This window comes from Ruegeria sp. AM1, assembly GCF_056540745.1.
This window is the reverse complement of sequence record NZ_JBQFXH010000001.1, coordinates 103,447-123,326: the sequence shown is the minus strand read 5'-3', so window position 1 is coordinate 123,326 and position 19,880 is coordinate 103,447. Positions and strand designations below refer to the sequence as shown.

The following is a 19,880-nucleotide window of genomic DNA, read 5'->3' as shown; positions in this document are numbered from 1 at the left end:
CGATGATCTACGCATATGCCAAACTCACCGTGAACAACCCCGACGCCCTTGCGGCCTATCGCGAACAGGCGGGCCCGGCGCTTGCGCGTCACGGCGGCAAGGTCGAGCAGGCAACCGCCGACAGCACAGCTTTGGATGGCGCGCCGGATTTACCGGATGTGGCCGCACTGCTGTCTTTCCCCGATCGCGCCTCAGCCTTGGGTTGGATTAACGATCCCGAGTTGAAAGACGTTCACAACCTGAGGCGGTCTGCCGGGGCCTCGGACATCGTTCTGCTGGGCTGAAACAAAAAGAGCCGCGCTGAAAAGCGCGGCTCTGAATTCCGGATCGGAATGGCGAAGATTAGTTCTTCGCGTAAAATTCGACGACCAGGTTCGGTTCCATCATGACCGGGTAAGGCACATCGCTCAGGCCCGGTGCGCGAACGAAAGTCGCAGTCATTTTGGAATGGTCCGCGTCGATGTAGTCAGGCACATCACGCTCGGCCAGCGCAGCCGCTTCCAGAACAACAGCCAGTTGCTTGGATTTGTCACGCACTTCGATAACGTCACCTTCTTTGACACGGTAGCTGGGGATGTTGACCCGCTTGCCGTTCACTTTGACGTGGCCGTGGTTCACGAACTGACGTGCCGCGAACACAGTCGGTACGAACTTGGCGCGGTAAACAACGGCGTCCAGACGGCGCTCCAGCAGACCGATCAGGTTTTCACCAGTGTCGCCTTTAACACGCTCGGCTTCGGCGTAGATGCGACGGAACTGCTTTTCCGTCAGATCGCCATAGTAGCCTTTCAGCTTCTGCTTGGCGCGCAGCTGCAGACCAAAGTCCGACAGTTTGCCTTTGCGACGCTGGCCATGCTGGCCGGGGCCATATTCGCGACGGTTGACCGGGGATTTCGGACGACCCCAGATGTTTTCGCCCATCCGGCGGTCAATTTTGTACTTGGCAGACGTGCGTTTGGTCACGGCTGATCTCCTTCGTTTTGGTCGAAGCCCTTGCGGGCCACTATGAAGGGCGTTGTCCTCTTGAGGTCTCCCTCATGACAGGCATCCCCTCGCGGGGGCCACCAACACCAATGAAAACGCGCTTATATCCGGCAATTTCGCCGTGTCAACACACTGAGACGACCAAACCTTAAAAAACAATGGAAAGCCCAGACTGCCCGACTTGCTCGGCTATTCCGCCGCGAGAGCAGCAAGCTGAGGAACAGGCCTGTCAAAACGTTCACTGGCACGCTCGACCGGGAAGGTCACGACTGTGCCGTCATCGTTGGGCAGATGATTGATCTGGTTTGCCTCGCTTACAAAAGCACTGATCCAGAAGTCCTGATCCCGTGCAGGGCACCCATTCTCAAAGATAAGAACCGGTGTCACTTCTCCCTCAACGCGCACAAGTTGTGCCGCGAACTGCTGCGCTCCGTTCGAAAACTTAATCTCAGCTTCGACGCTAACGGTGCGACCGATCACCAGAGATGCCGCGTCAGTCATATACAGTGTTGCGGTCTCAGTACCAGTTGTCTGTGCGGCACCGGCAACACCAGCCTCCGACAGATTGACGCTCCGGCCGCGCCAGCACCACGCCGACCCCACTGTCAAAAGCGCCAAAGGAGCGGATTCCAACCCATCAAGCTCTGTTTGGCTCCACAATACTGCTTTGCGACCGTTCGTTCCGGTTCTCATCTACTCGCCTACACTGTTTAACATTCCACCAGCTATTCGAGCGTGTATCAGCGACAAATTCGGCGGAAAAGAGACCGAATTGCAGCAAAGTTATTAATGTTGCCAGAGTATCAATTCACTTTGAGACTTCAGGTGCTTTTAATGAGCATTTGGGCTCAGGTCCCGGAACGGCGCGCCGCACGGCACCCCATTGTTGGTCCAGCCTTATCCCGCACCGGCACCGTCGCCGGGCACCTAAAGGAAAGCGGAGAACCGCTCTTACACGGCCAGTTCAGGGGCCGGGGGCTGACAGATTAGCGAAAACATGCGACGTTAGGGGATTAAGTTTCTAAAGCCTTCTCAGTTTGAAACCCGGTATTTTAAGACGCTGGCGCCCTGACTTTAACGCAGAATTTCCTGCCCCCGATGTGCGTTGAGAGCCTGCAAGTATCTAGTCGCGGTGCGCTGGTCTGTTGAGGTATCGCAGACAACGCCAAGGGGTATTGGCCATGGAATCCTTGTTCAGATTTAACATCGTGCGCGAAGCAAACCGTGCGGAAGACGAGATCACCTCGATTGCACTTGCCGCAGATACGGCATTTCAGAACAGTGCCAGCGCTATTCCCAACGGTGCCAATCGAAAGCGCCAGCTGCAGGCTTTGGCGGCCAATTTCATCACCTCTGATCGTTTCATCGGAAGCGTCGCGGGCAATGCCCGTCTTTCGGCCCTAGATGCGGCGGCGACAGCAGTCGACGCACTGATTGCGGAGGAGGTCTCGGATCGGACAAGCCTTGTGGATGCGCTGACCGATGCATTGGGCGATGCACCAGCAAGCTTTATTTCGACCCGCGCCGTGACGTCGCTTATCCCGAGCCTCAAGGACAGCATTCTGGCGATCAAAATGTCGCCGCCCAACCATAAGCGGCCGTTGCGCCGTCTGGCGGCAGTGCTGCGGGTCATCGAGCTGATCCGGCGTCTCGACGCTGATGCGGATTTCCCTGCTGACCTGAACGAGCTGGTGCGCGTCCATCGTCAAGGCCTGAAAGTTCCCGGCTCGGTCTTGCCGACGAAACCACCGGCACCGCGACGCCCGCCGCGCATTGAATTGACGGAGAGAATGAAGGATCTGGCCAACCGCTATGCGCGAGTGGACGGGGCACTGAACGAATTCCGGGGTGTCCGCCCTGGCGGGTATTCGGTTACGCCGCAGAAGTCATTTGAGATGCGTCTGCCATCGTCCAAGATTCGTCCCGAGGCCTTGTTCACCCAGGAATTGTCAGTGCGGCAGACCGCGCTTCGCGCTTTGTTGTCGTCATCTGTAATTGATGTGACCGGTCAGGGTCAGGCCAATCAGGGCACCATCGGCTCTTCTGGGGTGGTGCGCAGTGCGATGGCCAACTTCGACAGCGCCAATCTGGACGGGTCCGGGCCATTTGTATCGTTGTCATCCGGCGCGCGCATTGCTTTGGGCGGATCGATGGATTTTGAGCCGGTCAAGGCGGGGCTTGTCGGGCTGAGATTGAATGAGAATGCGGTTGCAGGGCTGAGCCGGAATACCCAACAAACGGTTCGATCCCTTGGCCTTGACCCTGCAGAACCGGTGGCACGTACCGTCACAAAACTGGCGGCGGAAAAGTCCAAGCTGCACGCTGAGGCTCAGGCCTTGATCCAGCCGGTGGGGCAAAAGACTTTCCGCACCATTGGCCACACGACGGTGGCAATCACCTCGTCACCGATGCCCGAACTCTATGCCATGACGCCGGGTGCGATCCTGAAATACATTCCCGAAATCCTGGGCCCGGCCACTGCGGGCGTTCCCTCGACCCACGCGGATGTGGAACCGGCGGGGATCATGGACCTGCTGATGGTGAAACAGCAGCTCAAGGGCTATGAAGGCTCCGAGGTGTCGCACATCGCCAATATTCTGAAAGGTGAGAAGAAAGATCGCATCTTCCGCACCCGGCTGGAAACCGAAGTCATCACCCTGAGTGAGCGGGAGGTGGAGACCACCAAAGAAAACTCGCTGGAAACAACAGACCGTTTCGAAGTGCGGCGCGAGAGCGAAACTGCATTGCAGGAAGAGGTCGGCGTCAAAGGATCGGCGTCTATCAAGGCCAAATACGGGCCGACGGTCGAGTTTCGCGCATCGGTCGAAGCCTCTTGGCAGCGCAAGACGCAAGAGGCCGAGAAAGCCGCGTCCGAAACCGCGCGCACTGTGACGCAAAAGGCGACCGAAAAGATCAGCGAACGGGTGCTGAACCGCGAGACGCGCCGTGTTACGCGCGAGATCGAAGAGACCGATCAACATACCTTCGACAATACCACGGGCGAGGGGCATATCTCGGGCGTTTACCAGTGGGTCAGCAAAGTCTACGAGGCGCAGGTGTTCAATTACGGCCCGCGGACCGTCTTTGATATCATGATCCCGGAACCCGGCGCTCTGCTGCTGGAGGCATTCCGGTCGCGGCGTTCAGCAGCGATGGAACTGGAGAAACCCCCAGCCTTCGAGCTGCGCCCGCGCGATCTGAACGAGGTCAATTACGAAACCTACGTATCGCTCTATGGCGCGACGGATGTGAAGCCACCGCCCGAGCCATTTGTGACCGAGAGCTATGATTTCAATACGGGCGGCGAGGACAAGGATCAGGAATTTACCAATTCCACCCGCATCAAGGTGCCAGACGGTTATCAGGCGATCCGGGCGACGGTTGGTCACGTGGTCGCGGTTTGGGACGAGTGGTCGGTTAGCTGTGTAATCGGGCAGCGCTCGCACCAGTTCCGCTCGGGCTCAAGCTGGGTCTGGAGCACTTCGCTGGATGAGGAAACCGGTGCCGTGCCCTTTGCCATGGTCACTGATCGTGTGGGCGATGTCGCCATCGCAGTTGAGGTGATCTGTGAATCAACGGAACGTGCCCTTGATCTGTGGCGCGCGGAAACCCACGCCAAGCTGGTACAGGCCTATCGCGCGCGGCTGTCGGACTATGAGGCCAAACTTGCCGAGCTGGAGGCCGAGGCCCCGGAGGATGTGCCCTCTGGTCCTTCGGCCCGCAACCTTGCCATGATGCAGGACGAGGTCAAACGTCTGTCGATTTCCGCGCTGACCCTGCAGCACTATGATCTGTTCGACGCGATCGACACCGGTGCCAGCGGCCTGCCGCAGATCAACTTTGACGAAGCGGCGCAGGAAGGGGCCTATGTCCGTTTTTTCGAGCAGGCGTTTGAATGGGAGAACCTGTCCTGGGTTCCCTATTCCTATTTCTGGGGCCGCAAGGGGACCTGGCTCGACAAGATCGTCATCGAAGACGATGACGCCGAGTTCGAGGCCTTCCTGAAGGCCGGGTTCCTGAGGGTGCAAATCCCGGTGCGACCCGGTTTTGCCGAAGCGGTAGATCATTTCCGGCTGTTTGGGGACCCGTGGTTCGGCGGCGCGCTTCCGGCGATATCGGACGATACGTATCTGCCGATTGCCGATGAACTGGCCGAGCGCCTCGGCCGGCCCGGCGATGAGATACCTGTGGGTGAGCCGTGGGAAGTTCGTGTGCCCACGACGCTGGTGCGCCTGCGCCCCGATGACAAGTTACCGGTTTGGGAAAAACAGCCCGACGGTTCTTGGGTCGAAGGGTCCGACTAGGCGATATTCGTGATGCCGGGTATTGAACTTCATGCCGATTATGACCGTGACGGACGGCTGACCGAAAGCACGGATGAACGGGCCGCAAGATCAAGCTGGCCTGGAGCCATTGTCGTGGCCAATCTGGACCGGGACCGGCGCGCCTTGCCCTCACGGCCTTCGGTACAGGCGAGGCCTGCACCCGACTATGACAACCCGGTGGTGGCACGTCGCGATGATGAGGTGATCCCCCTACGCATTCGCGTCGCCCCAGGCGCACTTAGCGCAGGAGAACGGCTGCGCATTCGTTGCCCGGGCGTGATGAGCACCCGCGTTCGCCTCTCGACCGCCAATGGCATCATCGTCCCGCATCGGCTGGGCGCCCCCGAAGAATATGAGCTGCCGCAGGTTCCGCCCTCGGGCGTATTGGACCTGACGCTGCAGGTGCGCACAATTGCGGGCGCATCTTTCGGTCGATTGTCAAATCTGGACCTGCGCTATCGCGCGGATCAGCGAGAGGAAAGCCGATTTGAGCTGACGCTCTTGCGGATCGATGTGCTGGCTGTGGCCCATGCAGAAGACCACGGGCGGTTCACAGTCTCACCGGTGATCCTGGACGATCGGATGGCAACTGCGACGCGGGTCTACATGGTGGATGTGGGGTACAACGAGCCCGCCCTGACCGACATGCAGCGCGTTCTGAACCGCTTGAGTGTTCCGCTGGTCAAGGTCCCGCGCAATCTGACCGGCGGCGATATGTGGATGCAGGACCAATACCAGCATGCGATGATGCAGGGCGCACGCCGGTCGCGCCAGATGATCCTGCACCTGCCGCGTTTGCGTCGTCAGAACTCGGTCGGGTCGATCCGCGAGAACCTTGAACGCTTTGTCGCGGGCAATTTCAGATCTCGCAACATCGCGCTTTTCGATGATCTGTGGGACCGCATCATCGCTGTAAACACCGCTGGCGGCGGCGTGTTGCGGATTAACTTTCGGGGTATTCGGGATTGGGCCATGGGCGGGCAAAGGATCACGCAGGTCGGTGACCAGCTTGATCGTTATGGCAAGCTGGTGGATCAGAACTGGAGCGCGCGCGGCACAGGCAGCTTCATCGATACTCTGGCAGGTTTCCCCGCGACCTTACGTGCGCTGCAGACAGCCATTACAGCAGCCGTCGGAGAGGCCGACAACGAACGGGCAACGCTTTTGAACGGGCTTTTGACTGCCGCGCACCAGCTGGTCCGCGATGCGTCTGCCAACCGTTCGGTCCGGGGGCCGACATCGGCACGCATCTATGTCTCGCAGATCGACGGCAATACGGTCGAACTGACCGAGGACACGGCCCTGCGCCTTTTCGGGCGGGCGATGCAGATGCACAGCTCGGCCAATTACGGGGGCAATGTAGAAAGCACGCCGCCGCTACCCGGTGCGCCGCTTGGCAAGATCATACTTGGCAATGCGCAGGACCCCGATACCGGTGGCGAGTTCATGGATCCGGATTTGTTGCGCCTTTTTGCCAAGCAGAAAAAGCAACCGATTGTCGAGCTGGACACCACTTGGCTGAAGGTCGGCCATGTCGATGAGATGATGGCGGTGGTGCCCGGCCGGTCCGGCGGGTTTTCGATCCTTCATGCCTCGTCGGCGGCGGCGCTGGCCATTCTGCGTGCGGCAGAGGCCAAGTATCGCTCAGGTCTTGATCCGCTGCACCCCAACAACATCGCGGGTTTGCGGCGTCCGTCCGGGGTATTGTCGCGCCTGATGGACGAAGGGCGTCACCCGGTGACGCGCACCATGCGGGGCAAATCGTGGTACCATCGGCATCGTCCGCCAGAGGCAGGCCGGGTCTCACAAAGCAACGATCCACCGTCGATCTACATGACTCTGGCCGCCGCGCTGGGGGGTGGCCAGGGCTTTAACGTTCACCGCATCGGCATGGTCCCGGGTGAGGGACGTGACAGGCGATACCCTGCGGATATCACGCCCTCTGAAATTCTGTTCTGCGAACGCGATCAGGCGGGGCAATCCGTCAACGTCGCAATCGATGCCACGGTTCTCGCCGCAAGCCGCAGCGTGTTGGATAATGAGATTGGCTTGCCAATTCTGCCGGTGCCAGTCGTCTTTGACCGGGTGGCCAGCGTACAGGCCTTCCGCGATGCGCATCATCGCAACACCACGTCTGCCTTCACCCCCGATTGCGCCAATATGCAAATCGTCAACGGACACCTTTGCATTCCCAAACCGTACGGTCCGCGCATGCGGCGCGACGATGCAATCGAGGTGGTGCGCACCGCCATGGAAGCCGTCGATGTACCAAATTCAGTCCGCGCGCGGGTGGGACCAAGGCTGATCGCGCGCAATCGATTGCTGAATGCGCGCTATTGGGTCGAGCGGGTCAATCCCGCCGCCCTCGAATCTGCAAGCGGAATAATTCGAGCAAGCTATGGTGGCTTGAGGACCGTGTCAGATATCAAGCACGCCTTCGAGGACAGCTTCCCGGGCGCTGATGACGATGAGCTGGACCGGCGACTGATTGTACCTAACAGGCGCCATTTCACCTCGACCGGGCGACTGCGCAAGGCTCACACCCGGATCAAGGTCAATGACCGCATGGTTGATCTGTTCGAGCTATGGATCGCGGCGGTGGCGGAAGAAGCCGGGGCGCAATTGCACTTTGTGGACAGCTGGGCCTATCATCTGGGCGAAGGGCAGATCCATTGCGGGTCAAACGTTCTGCGCCGCCCGCGCCGGCTGGGCCGGATGAACGCCTGGGACGCCCCCGATCATGAGTTCCGCAGCACGGTGATTTCCTTCGATGACGAACACGTTGCGGCGCAATGATGTGACTGCCTGTCAGGCATTACGCGCCCAGCGCGGTCTAGGTCTGGCCGAGGGTTTTGAGGATCGGGCAATCGGGGCGATGGTCCCCTGCGCATTCGTCGATCAAATGCGACAACGTCGCATGCATCGCCTGCAAATCGGCGATCTTTGCATCGATCTCTTTGAGGTTTTGCCTCGCGATGGCCTTCACGTCCGCGCTTGCCCGTTCTTTGTCCTCATACAGCGCCAGCAACGCGCGACAATCCTCGATGCTGAAGCCCAGTGAACGGGCCCGTCCGATGAAGGCGAGCTTGTGCAGTTCCTTTTCATCGAAATGGCGGTACCCGTTCGGGCTGCGTTTGGGTTTGATGAACCCGATATCTTCATAATAGCGAATAGTCTTGGCAGGCAGGCCAGAGCGTTCCGCGACATCTCCGATATTCATGGCGAACCTCCTGATTTAGTGCGCGGGCGCAGATTGCAGCACCCTGTCGTGTTTTGACTGGGCCTGCTCAGGCCCGTCATGGAGTGCTTTGACCCAACGCAGGCGCAGCGCGTTGGTCAGAACAAATACGCTGGACAGCGCCATGGCCCCCGCAGCCAGAACCGGCGACAGCAAAGGGCCGCCAAACGGGTACAGCACTCCGGCAGCCACCGGGATGAGCAGCGTATTGTAACCGAATGCCCAGAACAGGTTCTGACGGACATTCTGCATCGTACGCCGACTGACTTCAAATGCATTGACCACACCCATCAGATCGCCCGACATCAGGACAACATCCGCAGCCTCGATGGCGATGTCAGTGCCAGTGCCGATTGCAATCCCGACATCGGACACCGCCAGCGCGGGGGCATCGTTGATACCATCCCCCACAAACGCCAGTTTGGCCCCCCCTGCCCGCAGGTTTTCCACGGCGGTCACTTTCCCCTCGGGCAGAACTTCGGCCACCACATGATCGATACCCAGCTGTGCGGCTATGGCGGTTGCAGTGGCTTTGCTATCGCCAGTGATCATTGCTACGGTCAGCCCCAACCGGTGCAGAGCTTGAATGGCCGCGGGCGTGCTGGGCTTGATCGGATCTGCCACCGCAATCACGGCCACGGCAACACCATCTATAGCGGCGTAGAGCGGGGTCTTGCCCTCGGTTGCCAGCGCCGCGCCCTGATCAGACAGCGCCCCAATGCCAACCCCCTCGCGGGTCATCAGACGATCGGCGCCGATCAGGATTGCATGGCCTTCGACGGTGGCACTCACACCATAGCCGGTCATTGATCTGAAACCTTCGGGCGCTGGCAGTTCCAACCCGCGCGTTCTGGCCGCACGCGTGATGGCAGAAGCAACCGGGTGCTCGGACATGGCTTCTACTGCAGCGACAAGGCGCAGAACCCTGTCTTCGCTCCAGCCTTTGACCACATTCAGGTCCGTCAGCTCGGGCCGCCCTTCGGTCAGCGTGCCGGTCTTGTCCACCGCCACGACCGAAGTCTCCTGCAGCACCTGCAGGGCGTCGCCTTTACGGAACAGGACACCCATCTCAGCCGCGCGCCCGATACCAACCATGATCGAGGTCGGCGTGGCCAGCCCCATGGCGCAGGGGCAGGCAATGATCAGCACCGCGACACCCGCAACCAGGGCCAGACCAAATGCGGGGTCCGGTCCGAACACCAGCCAGGCCAGCACCGTCATCACTGCAACGGCAATCACAACAGGCACGAACCAGAGTGTGATGCGGTCGACCAGACCCTGGATTGCAAGCTTGGCCCCCTGCGCCTGTTGAACCATCTGAATGATTTGGGCCAACATGGTATCTGCGCCAACCTGTTCGGCCCTGAACGTCAATGCGCCTGCACCGTTGATCGTGCCGCCGACCACCTTTGCCCCTTGGGTCTTTTCGACCGGGACCGGTTCACCCGTGATCATGCTTTCATCGACATAAGACGCACCGGTCACCACCGTGCCATCCACTGCGATCTTTTCACCCGGACGAACGTGCAGCGTGTCACCAACACCGATATGCTCGATCGGAAGTTCGATCACCGATCCTGCCCGCTCAATCCGTGCCGTTTTCGCCTGCAGGCCAACCAGTTTGCGAATGGCTTCCCCTGTACGGCCCTTGGCGCGCGCCTCGAGAAGCCGCCCCAACAGGATAAGGACGACAATCACCGCAGCGGCTTCGTAATAGACATCGGCGGTTCCCGCCGGAAGGATATTGGGCGCAAATGTCGAAACCAGAGAGAATCCATAGGCCGCCGACGTTCCCAGCGCGACCAGAGAGTTCATGTCGGGAGCACCCTTGAACAAGGATGGAAACCCTTTGGCGTAAAACTGCAGCCCTGGTCCGAACAGCACAATCGTGGTCAGAAGAAACTGCAGATAATAGCTGTTTTGAATACCAACCCAACTCGCGATCAGGTGATGCATGCCCGGAATAACATGCGACCCCATTTCAAGAACGAAAACAGGCAACGCAAACACCGCAGCAATGCTGGTGCGCCGTGCCAGATGTCGGAGCTCGTCCGCTTTGCGGTCCGATGCCTCGGGACGCGGCGCAACCCTGAGGGTCGCCGGATAGCCCGCTGATGTCACCAGCGCCGCGATGGCTTCGGGGGACGTGACCCCGTCGGCGTAGCGCACCGAAGCGCTTTCGGTCGCCAGATTGACCGAGGCGGACACCACACCCGCGTCACGTTGCAGGGCACGCTCGACACGCCCTACGCATGAGGCGCAGGACATGTTGGTAATATCTAGAACAGTTTCATGCGTTGCGAGCGGATAGCCCACATCGTCCAACGCAGTCGCGAGGGCCGTCAAATCGGCCGGAGCGTGAAAATCAACTTGGGCACTTTCGCTGGCAAGATTTACCGTGGCGGCAGTTACGCCCGGAATCGCTTGCAGGGCACGTTCGACACGCCCCACGCAAGAGGCGCAACTCATGCCCAGAACCTTTAAGCGCGCTTGCGTTCGCTCAGTCATGTCTTCACCACCAATTCCATGCTGAAAGAGAAGATAAGGCTTCCAGCAGGTGGAAGGTCAAGCCATGTGCTTAACTTTCTTGCAGGCGCGAGCGACCGGGATGTCCTAACCGAGCGCTCTAAGTTGCCTTTGCCGGGGCGGTGCAGCATCCCTCACCCCGGGCAGTGTCGCAAAGCAGTTACTTCTTGGGTGTCCAGCCCGGCCCCCGGAACAGAATCGACACGGCATCCTTCAGGGTCTTTGCCCCAAAGACATCGCTTATGAGAGCAGGCCATTCCGAGAACCACACCTTGAGCGGATTCCGACTGTCAAAGTCGCGTGTCAGACCATAGCGCGGCGTTTCTTCTTCGATCTGAAACGTTCCCCACAAACGATCCCAGATGATCAGGATGCCGCCGTAATTCTTGTCGAGATATTTTGCGTCACACCCGTGATGGACCCTGTGATGAGAGGGCGTGTTCAGCACCCATTCGAGCGGCCCGAGCTTTCCGATCAATTCGGTATGCAACCACGTCTGATAGGCCAAAACCGTGATTACGCCGAAAATGATAGCCTCTGGCGCGAAACCGATGAAGGCCAGCGGCAAATGGGCGAGCAATGACCAGACCCCCTCCAACGGACCGAAACGCACACCTGTAATAATATTCATATCGCGCGATGAATGGTGCACAGCGTGCTGCGTCCACAGCAGGCGCACTTCGTGAGCAATTCTGTGTTCCCAGTAATAAGTAACGTCCGCCAGCAGAACGATCAGCACCAGGCTCCACCATGTCACGGGAATCGACAAGGGCAGGTTCTGCGAAATGATCCAGAACAGACCGTAGGCACCCGTCAAAATGAACACCTCGACCAGAAGGTAAGGTATTTGGGTCGACGCGCTTACAAGCATCTCTCCGAATGTCTTTGCGCGCAGTTCGCCCTTGAACATCATTTCGGCAATTTCGATCAACAGGATGGCCGCACCGATCAGAAAAAATGCCTCGTCGATCTGGGTAGTCAACGTATCGAGGTTCATGACTTATTCCCCTTCAATCCATGAATAAATGTGCGCCAGGCCAGCTCTGCCGCTTGCCGAGGTGTCGCTTCGCCGGACCGAACAAGAGACCAGGCCGCGTAGATCAGATTTTCATAGGCCTCAACGATCCAGGCGGTCGGAATCCCGGGATCGAACGCACCTTCGCGTTTGGCCTCTTCGACGTCCTTTCGAAGGTCGTTCAAGCTGGCTGCGTACGCGGCGGCCACCTCTGGATCAGCGTCCAGATTTTCGTTGGCCAGAAACCATTGTCTGTTTGCCAGTGGCACGATGGCATAGAGCGCGCATCGAAAGCCCTCTTCATAGCTTTCTGCGTCAGCCGTTGCCTGGCTGACTGCCTCCTCCAGCTCGACAAGCGCAATCTTTGCGAGCGCGCGCATCAAGTCCGCGCGCCCGGGAAAATGTCGATGCAACGTCGCGCGCCCAACCCCGGCCCGCTCTGCGACATCGCCGAGGGAGGCGGTTTGATTTTCAGAATAGACCTCGAATGCGGCTTCAATGATTGCGGTCTGACTATCAGGGCGGATCTTGCTCATGAGACATAGATGTCTCATATGGGACACAATTTCAAGGGCAACCGACCAAAATTCTCTACTCGGATATCCGTTGACATACATCGGACCTTCGCTCGTTGCCTTAGGGTATTTTCCAGTAGCGGTAGGCCGTCACTTCAATAATTATTCAGGCGCATAATTACTCATGCAGACGCATGCAGGACCCAAGTGAGCGAAACGCGACGCAGATTTAACCGCGAATCTGCGGGTTACCGAAAGGAAGCGCTGATCTTGGCACCCTTGATCTAGTGGCTGAAAATGACATGCGCGGGCCACCGTGCACAGCATCGCCGAGCGCGCCAACGCCACCAGAACTGATTTACATCGCGGCAGTGGTCACGCGGGCGGGTTGGATGGGCTATTCCGGCGGATGCGGCGAACAAAATCTGCGACAGGTACTGGCGCCAGCTATAGCAACCGCTGCCGACGGGCTTTTGACCCCAAGAACATCCTGTGCTTTCCGGGTATGCAATTGCCCAAACACATCCCCCCGCGCAGCTGCGCGATTTTGCTGACCACCCCGCAAAATCCAGCCGGGTCCATTCATATCGTTGAGGATTTGAAAGCCATCGGAAAGCTGGCGATCAAACATGACCTGTGGATCATCTCGGATGAGGTTTATGAAGGTCTGATGTTCGACGGTTCGGATTTGCCTCACCCCAGTCTCACCCGGCACTGGCGGATCGGGTCATAGCGGTTTCATCGATCTCAAAATTCCACGCCGTGCCGGGGTTCCGCAGCGGGTGGTGCGTGGGGCCGGCCGCGTTCTGCTCGGCCCTGTTGCCGGTCTCTGAAACGACGCTGTTTGGCAACCAGCCTTTCATTGCGGACATGACCGAAAAAGCCGTTCGCGACGGGTCCCCCGTGGCCGCAGAAATGGCTGCAAGGTTTTCTGCACGGGCCGGGTTGATGGCGCAGCGATTGCACACGGAAACAGCATTGACCGTCCACCGCCCCCAGGCGGGCATGTTCGCCCTGGTCAATGTCTCTGCCACCGGACTGGATGGCGAGGCCTACGCCTGGGACCTGCTGGAAAACGGCGTCTCGGTAATGCCCGGCACGGCGTTCGGAAACAGCCTGAAGGATTGGGTACGCGTCGCCCTGACAATTGACGACGACAGCTTTGCCAAAGCGCTGGACAGGATGGTGGCCCATGCCAACAGCAAAACCCTAAGCACCGCAGAGGCCTGAGCCTGCACTCGGCGCGCTGGCTTTCCGCCGCATCGCCACCTCAGGTCAATGAGAGCGTTTTCGCTGCTGCTGATCAAGCAAAGCCTTTTCAAAGGTCGCTGCGCTCCAGTCATTGGCCAGCGCCCGCAGCATCAGTTCTTGCTGGCTTTCGGGCGCCATACCCGACAGCGGAGAATCCAAATCCAGATTGGCGGGAAACGGATAGCCCTCGGCGCATGAGGCGACGATGCAGTTGACCTGGGCAGGATCAGCCCGTCCCTCCTGCACCATCTGCTTCAAAACAGGATAAAGCGCCGCGCTCATCCGGGTTCGGTCAACGATTTCGATTGACCGGCCATAGCCAGAACCAACCTGCATCAGGTTGACGATGCGATCGACGTCTTTGGTCGTGTTCTCTCCGGCGGCGTGAAACACTGCGGGATTGAAATACAGCATATCGCCTTTGTTCAGCGGAAGCTGCACACAACGCTCGTCGAAATAGGCGCGGAATTCAGGCATATGCGCCGAGATATAGCCGGGCAGATAGGTCTGCGAGTAAGGCAACAGCTTTGTGGGCCCGGAAGCCAGCGACATATCGCAATGCGCTATCCCACCCTGCAGTGTCAACATCGCTGACAGGCCATGAATACGCGCAGGGTATTGCGCCAGCGCCTCGGTTGATTGAAAGCCCATATGATAGTCGCGATGACAGCTCTGCGCTTTGCCGCCGGGGCGTACAACATTCACTTGCATGGTCATCTGATAAAGCGGGCCCAGCCACGACCGGCTGACCAGATCAATCACCGGGTTTGCATTGTAGCGCGCAAACAGCTCGGGCGCGGCCATGCACAGTTTTTCATGTGCATTCCAGATCCGGCTGTTGGCGCCCGCCGCAGCAAAGTGATCGCCGGCCCCGGCTCCACTTTGCCGTTCCTCTTCGATGATGTTGTTCAGAACGCCGGTGACGTCATCAATCAGGCTCAGATCGTCGTAGCTGCCCTTGATCACGACAATCCCCGGCCCGGTGGCAAAGACCTCATTCCACTCGGCCATATAGGCTTGGGCCCTCGCCTCATCGGCGCAAGCCGCGCAAACGGCGGCACCGTCATAAATGGGAATGTTCCTTGCGACCTCGACGGCCAGCGGCACGCTGCTGACATCGGTCGTCAATTCGACATGCGCGCGAAAATCATCAAGCGAGCAATGCGCCTCGGACAGCCAGACGGGGCTGCTGGATTGTATGTCTTTGCTCATGGTTTTTTGCCTTTCTATTGGTCAAAGCCCGATGACGGGTCACAAGCGCGCCAGATACGCGCGGGCAGCTTTCTCACCCATCGCGTCCAGTTGCTTTTGCTTGAACGCCTCGCGTTTTTTGCGGCGCGGGTCCATATAGCCTGCGCCCACGACCTCTTCGCCCTTGTCGCACACCACAAAGCGCGAAATGCGCTGCGCATGGGGCGAGAGCTTTTCCCAGCGCGCGTAGGGCATACAGCGCATGATGCCTTCGCTGCGAAACCAGGGCGCATAATACTCGACATTCGGCATCGCCCGCACATCACGAGACAGGTTCGGCGTCCCGCCATGCCAGGCGCGAATATCGCGAAACACAGCTGTTCCTGCAGGGGCCGGGCAAACAGTCGACAGCTTCATCCATTCGGGCTCATCTGCCAGATTGGGGATCGGCGCGCGCGACCGCTGGGTGCCCGGTATCTGACGGATCGGACCGTTTTCGAAGGTCAGATCAATCATTGGAAAGTTGATTGTCAGGACAGGCACCGGCAGATCGCGCATCGTGACATTGCCATAGGGGTCCGGCAGTTCCGACCACATGTTGTCCGAATGCAGCCCCTGATATTCGATGGCACCCGGCATCGCGATATCCCCCCCGGCCCCGCCAACCACATAGTCCGGCGAGCCAAAGATTTCGGTCAGGATCGGAGTGGTGGTCGGCAGATCAATCAACTCACACCATTCTTCTTTGTGCAACATATGCCGTGACGCCGAGCCACCCCCAAAGGAATAGCGGTGCGGCAGCCCCCCTGCCCCGCCTCCGGCAGAACAATCCCGGTCATCTTCCATCAACTCGGCGACCGCTTGATGGGCGGCGGTGCGCATCCGCTCAAGATGCTCGGGGGTCAACACGTCGCGCACAGCGACAAACCCATCGCGATGGAACAATTCGGCAGCTCGTTTGACGTCGCTTGGCGCGACCAGTTCCAGCCCCTTGATGCCGTTGTTCTGGCGCAGATGTTCCCGCAAGCCGACAACGCCGGGGTCGTCATAGGCACGGGTCCAGGTCGCACAGGTCGGATCCCCCGACACAAGATTCATATGCTCAGGTGTGGTTTCGATCTCGATCTCTGCACTGGCCGAGGACAGACCATTAGGGTTGTCGTTGTTCTCGATCGTTTTGGGCCGGTTGATCAATCCGTTTGGGGGAACATCAGCGTTCCACCCTGCATCCTTGAGAAGGTCGAGGTCTTTCATGGCGTCACCCCTTGTCAGGCATTGTTGAGATATCGGCGCAGCAGGCTGTTCCATCCGGCATGGCAGGGGTGTCTGAACTGGTCATCAACACGCCTCCCTGTGTGTGAACCACCTTGTTTCAGCTAAAGTCGACACGGGGAGGCATCTTTACTCAAGCGCGAATAAATTCATTTTGAACATTTTAGGTGTCATTCAGATCGCGTCAGCCCGTTCCTGCGCCCGGCTCAGCGCCTCGGCGATGGACTGCTTGCCCAACAGCATGTCATGAATTTCCTCGCCCAGGATCGACACGACGCTCGAATAGGTCGCGGCGGGCGGGCGGGGCCACAGGCGAATCTGACCGCGCTTGGCCATCCGGTCAACCGCCGCGATCATCGGAGACAATTGCTGCACGTCCGGATCTGCCGCCACGCTGATGCGTGGCGTGACATACCCGCCGTGCTGCGCCAACAGCTTTATCACTTCGGGCGATGCCAGCCATTCGATGGCATTCCAGGCCTTCATCAAATTTGCTGGCGCGATGTTGGATGGGATACCAAACGCAAAACCGCCAATCGGCGCAACATTGGCGCGCACGACCTGCTCCCCCGGGAATGGCCCCGTTGGATGCGGCAGAAAGCCAAGTTCACGCGCTGCGGCAAACCCGCTGAGCTGCGCCGCACGGCAGGCCCATTCATAAGCCATGGCCACACGCCCATCGCGCAGCAGGTTCACCTGCCCCTCCCATCCCAGCTGCAGCGTCTCGGGCGCAGAAACGTCCAGCAGATCGAGCATGAAACGAGCCGTTGCATGGCCGCGCTCGGTATCAATCAGCGGTTTGCGCGCCTGCTGGTCCGAGAGGTTGGCCTTGTACCCGCCAATCGAACGCTCAAGCGCAAACACCGGCTGGCCGAAATCTGCGAGGAACTGCATGAACGCCTGACCGACAGGTGCGCCACGTGCGCCCGTCCAGGACACGCCATATTGGCCCGCCGCCGAATTGTGCAGCGCCCGCGCCCCGGCCAGAACCTGTTCGGTCGTGGTTGGTGGGGGCACCTGCAGCCCGGTAAATAAGTCGCGCCGATAAAACAGCAGCTGTGGGTTGATCAGAATGGGAATGGCATAGTGTTTTTCGCCGATCATCGCGCCACGCCACGCTGCAGAAACAAAATCGGCGCTGTTCACATCGCTGTCGGCCGCGATATCATCCAGCGGCGTCAGGACGCGCCGCATCGCAAACTCGCCGATCATAGGCATATCGACAGCCACGACATCGTATCTGGACGTTGCTCTGGCCGAATTTTCCAGAACGTCTTGCCGCAACCGGTCAATCGAGGTTTCGACAAACCGGACCTGCCCGCCCATCAGATAGCTCAACTCGCGCCGCAAAGGCTTGCCCAGCGCGTAGGCCGGATCGTCCAGAACCAGAATATCCAACCCGCCCTCAAAGCCCAGAGTGCTTCGTGCGATCGACGGCGCATCGATCAAATCCCGCTGCCTGCTCTTGTCCGTCGTGCGTTTCCGACCGGCCTTGGCCTCGGCAATGGCAGACCGGGTTGAGACCAGAAAGGACGTCATTTTCGAAATCAGCTTGGGGCTGGGATGCACTGAAAACGAACGCCCGGTTTTGGTGCGCGGCCGCAAATCCAGAAGGCCCTGCTCCTGCATTTCGCTGATCCGCCGGGTCGCCGTGGTGTAAGGCACGCGCGCCGCCTGCGCCAGGCTGGTCGGCGTGGTGATGCGCCCGGTCAGATGCCGTTTCATAAGAAACAGAGACATTTCCATCACCGGATCAGCAGTGGCCCCGTCAAACCAGAGATGTCTCAGGTCGCGCATCCTGTCCAACAGCGTGATCGTCTCAAGCAATTCTTGCTTTGTCATCCGCGCGGCTCTGATGGTTTTTGCAAAAAGATCGGCATGGGCACCCGAATTTTAGCAGCTTCGGCGAACTTCGCCAGACGCGGGATACGTGACCTGAACCGTCCGGGGCGCTGGTTTTCGGGTCACTCAAATGCCCAGCGCCGCGGTGGCCTCGGCAAGCATATTTCTGAACTGCGTGCTGGAGGCCGGGACAAGCGCCAAAAGATGCTCTTGCCTCAGCTCGGGATTTCGGCGGCGGGCCTCGTTCACCCACCAGCTCGCCTTGTCGACATTCCCGTCGAGCCGATGCGCCATCGCCGTAAAAAAGGCCATCCCCGCATGCGACCAAGGGGTTCGCGCCGCGATCTCGGCCCATTTCACGGCAGAGGCATAGTCGTTCCGCGCAATATAGACCCACATCTTGTTGCCGGTCATGCCCGGCCGGAAGGGATCAATGGGGCTCAGGTCGATGGCCTTATCGGCAGCCTCCATCGCGTTCTCAAAATCATCGGTAAACACGCCTGCCCAACTGGCACCATAATAGCCCCACGTATAGTTGGGACAGGCGTTGACTGACTGCGAAAACCACTGCTTACTGCCTTCGGGATCGTGATCGAGCCAATGGCATCGTCCCATCATGAAATTCGCAAAAGGGTCGCGGGGCTGCAGCGACAGGCTCTGCTCGGCAAACCGTCGTGCCTTTTCCGCCTCAGCCGCAATATCCGGCGTGTACCGCATGAACGCATTCTGAAACCGGACAAAAGCCATACCTGCACTGGCACGCGCCAGCTGCGGGTCCAACGCCATGGCCCGGCTGAGCATCCGTTCTGCCATTTCGTTCCCGTCGCGGCTGAACTGGTTCATGTAGTTGAACCCAAGATGCATGGCCGCCCATGCGTCCAGGTTTTCCGTCTCGAACCGACCGAGAGAGGCTGCCTCATGCCTTGGGATTTCAAGCTCTGCGACCATGATGACATTCGCCGCGATTTCCGCCCGCAAGGCCTGGATATCATCAATCTTTGCGGTTTTGCGCAGCGCCCAGATGACCTCAGCGCTGGTCGTGTCGGACAGCTCGGTATCAATCGTGATCTGGGTCCCGGTCAGTTCGACCACTCCGGTCAGACAATACCGCGCGTTCAACAGTTCACTGACCTGCTTGAGGTCAACATGATTGCCGCGAAATCTGAAGGCCGAGCCGTGCGATACCACCTTGATCCACCGCAGGCTGGCCAGCGTCATGATCAGTTCGCGCGGGATCGCCTCTTCGATGGCTTCGAACCGGTCCATGTCGCCATTGCGCTGGAACGGCAACACGGCAATCGAAGGACGGGCGGCGCTGACCGGCCCGCCCTGCAGTGCATTCTGAGGATTGTCCGATGACGCATCTGCGCGCAAAGCCGCATCTCCGACAAAACGAAACCCATGGCCACGAACGGTATGGATAAGGTTCGGCGCCTGACCGGTATCTTTCAAAGCGCGCCTGAGATCGCGTATCCGGCTGCTGATCGCATCATCGGAGACGACACGTCCTTTCCAGACCTTTTCGACAATTTCATCGCGGCTGACGACCCGGTGGGCGTTCACAACCAACAGGTACAACAGATCGAAGACCTGAGGCTGCAGATGAACCTGCCGCCCGTCGCACAACAGCTCGCGGCGGGCGCTGTTCAGGTTGAAGGGTTCAAACACGAAATTCACGGCAACAGCCCAGAGGTCAAAATCGGTCTTCAAAGCATAGTGGG

Annotated in this window: 13 protein-coding genes and 1 pseudogene; 4 read left to right on the top strand and 10 right to left on the bottom strand. The window is 59.2% G+C overall.

Annotation, left to right across the window (positions count from 1 at the left end; translation table 11 throughout):
• The first annotated feature begins 2 nt into the window (after window positions 1–2).
• On the top strand, window positions 3–284 hold the full coding sequence (locus tag ACR0I7_RS00575; protein ID WP_480507372.1) for a DUF1330 domain-containing protein: 282 nt from the start codon (window positions 3–5) through the stop codon (window positions 282–284).
• 58 nt (window positions 285–342) lie between these two features.
• On the opposite strand, the gene rpsD is transcribed toward ACR0I7_RS00575, so the two are convergent.
• Both rpsD and ACR0I7_RS00565 read right to left on the bottom strand, forming a co-directional pair.
• Window positions 343–963 carry a 30S ribosomal protein S4 gene (rpsD, locus tag ACR0I7_RS00570; protein ID WP_480507370.1) on the bottom strand — a complete coding sequence of 207 codons (621 nt, stop codon included), beginning with the start codon at window positions 961–963 and terminating at the stop codon, window positions 343–345.
• Window positions 964–1,173: 210 nt separating this feature from the next.
• The gene (locus tag ACR0I7_RS00565; protein ID WP_480507368.1) at window positions 1,174–1,677 is read right to left on the bottom strand and encodes a hypothetical protein; all 504 of its coding nucleotides are present in this window, start codon (window positions 1,675–1,677) and stop codon (window positions 1,174–1,176) included.
• A 488-nt stretch (window positions 1,678–2,165) separates the two neighbouring features.
• Here ACR0I7_RS00565 and ACR0I7_RS00560 point away from each other — a divergent pair, with 488 nt between their 5' ends.
• Entirely contained in the window at window positions 2,166–5,288 is a 3,123-nt protein-coding gene (locus ACR0I7_RS00560; protein ID WP_480507366.1) for a hypothetical protein, read from the top strand.
• 12 nt (window positions 5,289–5,300) lie between these two features.
• Window positions 5,301–8,105 carry a protein-arginine deiminase family protein gene (locus ACR0I7_RS00555; protein WP_480507364.1) on the top strand — a complete coding sequence of 935 codons (2,805 nt, stop codon included), beginning with the start codon at window positions 5,301–5,303 and terminating at the stop codon, window positions 8,103–8,105.
• Between the two features lie 37 nt (window positions 8,106–8,142).
• Here the strand turns inward: ACR0I7_RS00555 and cueR are convergent, their stop codons facing one another.
• The 4 genes from cueR to ACR0I7_RS00535 all read right to left on the bottom strand — a co-directional run bounded on the left by cueR (window position 8,143) and on the right by ACR0I7_RS00535 (window position 12,624).
• Window positions 8,143–8,529, bottom strand: a complete 387-nt coding sequence (cueR, locus tag ACR0I7_RS00550; protein ID WP_480507362.1) for a Cu(I)-responsive transcriptional regulator — start codon at window positions 8,527–8,529, stop codon at window positions 8,143–8,145.
• Between the two features lie 15 nt (window positions 8,530–8,544).
• Window positions 8,545–11,055: a heavy metal translocating P-type ATPase gene (locus tag ACR0I7_RS00545; protein WP_480507360.1), complete on the bottom strand. Its 2,511-nt coding sequence runs from the start codon at window positions 11,053–11,055 to the stop codon at window positions 8,545–8,547.
• Between the two features lie 178 nt (window positions 11,056–11,233).
• Window positions 11,234–12,070 (bottom strand): sterol desaturase family protein, encoded by an 837-nt coding sequence (locus tag ACR0I7_RS00540; RefSeq protein ID WP_480507358.1) that lies wholly within the window; start codon window positions 12,068–12,070, stop codon window positions 11,234–11,236.
• Window positions 12,067–12,624, bottom strand: coding sequence for a TetR/AcrR family transcriptional regulator (locus tag ACR0I7_RS00535; RefSeq protein ID WP_480507356.1), 558 nt, complete (start codon window positions 12,622–12,624; stop codon window positions 12,067–12,069). The genes ACR0I7_RS00540 and ACR0I7_RS00535 overlap by 4 nt, the downstream gene beginning before the upstream one ends.
• A 218-nt stretch (window positions 12,625–12,842) precedes the next feature.
• Here ACR0I7_RS00535 and ACR0I7_RS00530 point away from each other — a divergent pair.
• Window positions 12,843–13,833, top strand: a pseudogene (locus tag ACR0I7_RS00530) (pyridoxal phosphate-dependent aminotransferase).
• Between the two features lie 45 nt (window positions 13,834–13,878).
• On the opposite strand, the gene ACR0I7_RS00525 reads toward ACR0I7_RS00530, so the two are convergent.
• The 4 genes from ACR0I7_RS00525 to ACR0I7_RS00510 all read right to left on the bottom strand — a co-directional run bounded on the left by ACR0I7_RS00525 (window position 13,879) and on the right by ACR0I7_RS00510 (window position 19,869).
• Window positions 13,879–15,066 carry a phytanoyl-CoA dioxygenase family protein gene (locus ACR0I7_RS00525; RefSeq protein WP_480507354.1) on the bottom strand — a complete coding sequence of 396 codons (1,188 nt, stop codon included), beginning with the start codon at window positions 15,064–15,066 and terminating at the stop codon, window positions 13,879–13,881.
• Between the two features lie 39 nt (window positions 15,067–15,105).
• A complete protein-coding gene (locus tag ACR0I7_RS00520; protein ID WP_480507352.1) occupies window positions 15,106–16,299 on the bottom strand; it encodes a phytanoyl-CoA dioxygenase family protein in 1,194 nt (397 codons plus the stop codon).
• Window positions 16,300–16,491: 192 nt separating this feature from the next.
• On the bottom strand, window positions 16,492–18,159 hold the full coding sequence (locus ACR0I7_RS00515) for an extracellular solute-binding protein (RefSeq protein ID WP_480507350.1): 1,668 nt from the start codon (window positions 18,157–18,159) through the stop codon (window positions 16,492–16,494).
• A 126-nt stretch (window positions 18,160–18,285) separates the two neighbouring features.
• Window positions 18,286–19,869, bottom strand: a complete 1,584-nt coding sequence (locus tag ACR0I7_RS00510; protein WP_480507348.1) for a winged helix-turn-helix domain-containing tetratricopeptide repeat protein — start codon at window positions 19,867–19,869, stop codon at window positions 18,286–18,288.
• Window positions 19,870–19,880: the final 11 nt, after the last annotated feature.

Bases quoted from the DNA above. Each gene is read 5' to 3' on its own strand.
- ACR0I7_RS00555 (WP_480507364.1), top strand. From the start codon at position 5,301: ATGCCGGGTATTGAACTTCATGCCGATTATGACCGTGACGGACGGCTG.
- ACR0I7_RS00515 (WP_480507350.1), bottom strand. From the start codon at position 18,159: ATGACAAAGCAAGAATTGCTTGAGACGATCACGCTGTTGGACAGGATG.
- ACR0I7_RS00520 (WP_480507352.1), bottom strand. From the start codon at position 16,299: ATGAAAGACCTCGACCTTCTCAAGGATGCAGGGTGGAACGCTGATGTT.
- ACR0I7_RS00545 (WP_480507360.1), bottom strand. From the start codon at position 11,055: ATGACTGAGCGAACGCAAGCGCGCTTAAAGGTTCTGGGCATGAGTTGC.
- ACR0I7_RS00535 (WP_480507356.1), bottom strand. From the start codon at position 12,624: ATGAGCAAGATCCGCCCTGATAGTCAGACCGCAATCATTGAAGCCGCA.
- ACR0I7_RS00525 (WP_480507354.1), bottom strand. From the start codon at position 15,066: ATGAGCAAAGACATACAATCCAGCAGCCCCGTCTGGCTGTCCGAGGCG.
- ACR0I7_RS00540 (WP_480507358.1), bottom strand. From the start codon at position 12,070: ATGAACCTCGATACGTTGACTACCCAGATCGACGAGGCATTTTTTCTG.
- ACR0I7_RS00560 (WP_480507366.1), top strand. From the start codon at position 2,166: ATGGAATCCTTGTTCAGATTTAACATCGTGCGCGAAGCAAACCGTGCG.
- ACR0I7_RS00575 (WP_480507372.1), top strand. From the start codon at position 3: ATGATCTACGCATATGCCAAACTCACCGTGAACAACCCCGACGCCCTT.
- ACR0I7_RS00565 (WP_480507368.1), bottom strand. From the start codon at position 1,677: ATGAGAACCGGAACGAACGGTCGCAAAGCAGTATTGTGGAGCCAAACA.
- cueR (WP_480507362.1), bottom strand. From the start codon at position 8,529: ATGAATATCGGAGATGTCGCGGAACGCTCTGGCCTGCCTGCCAAGACT.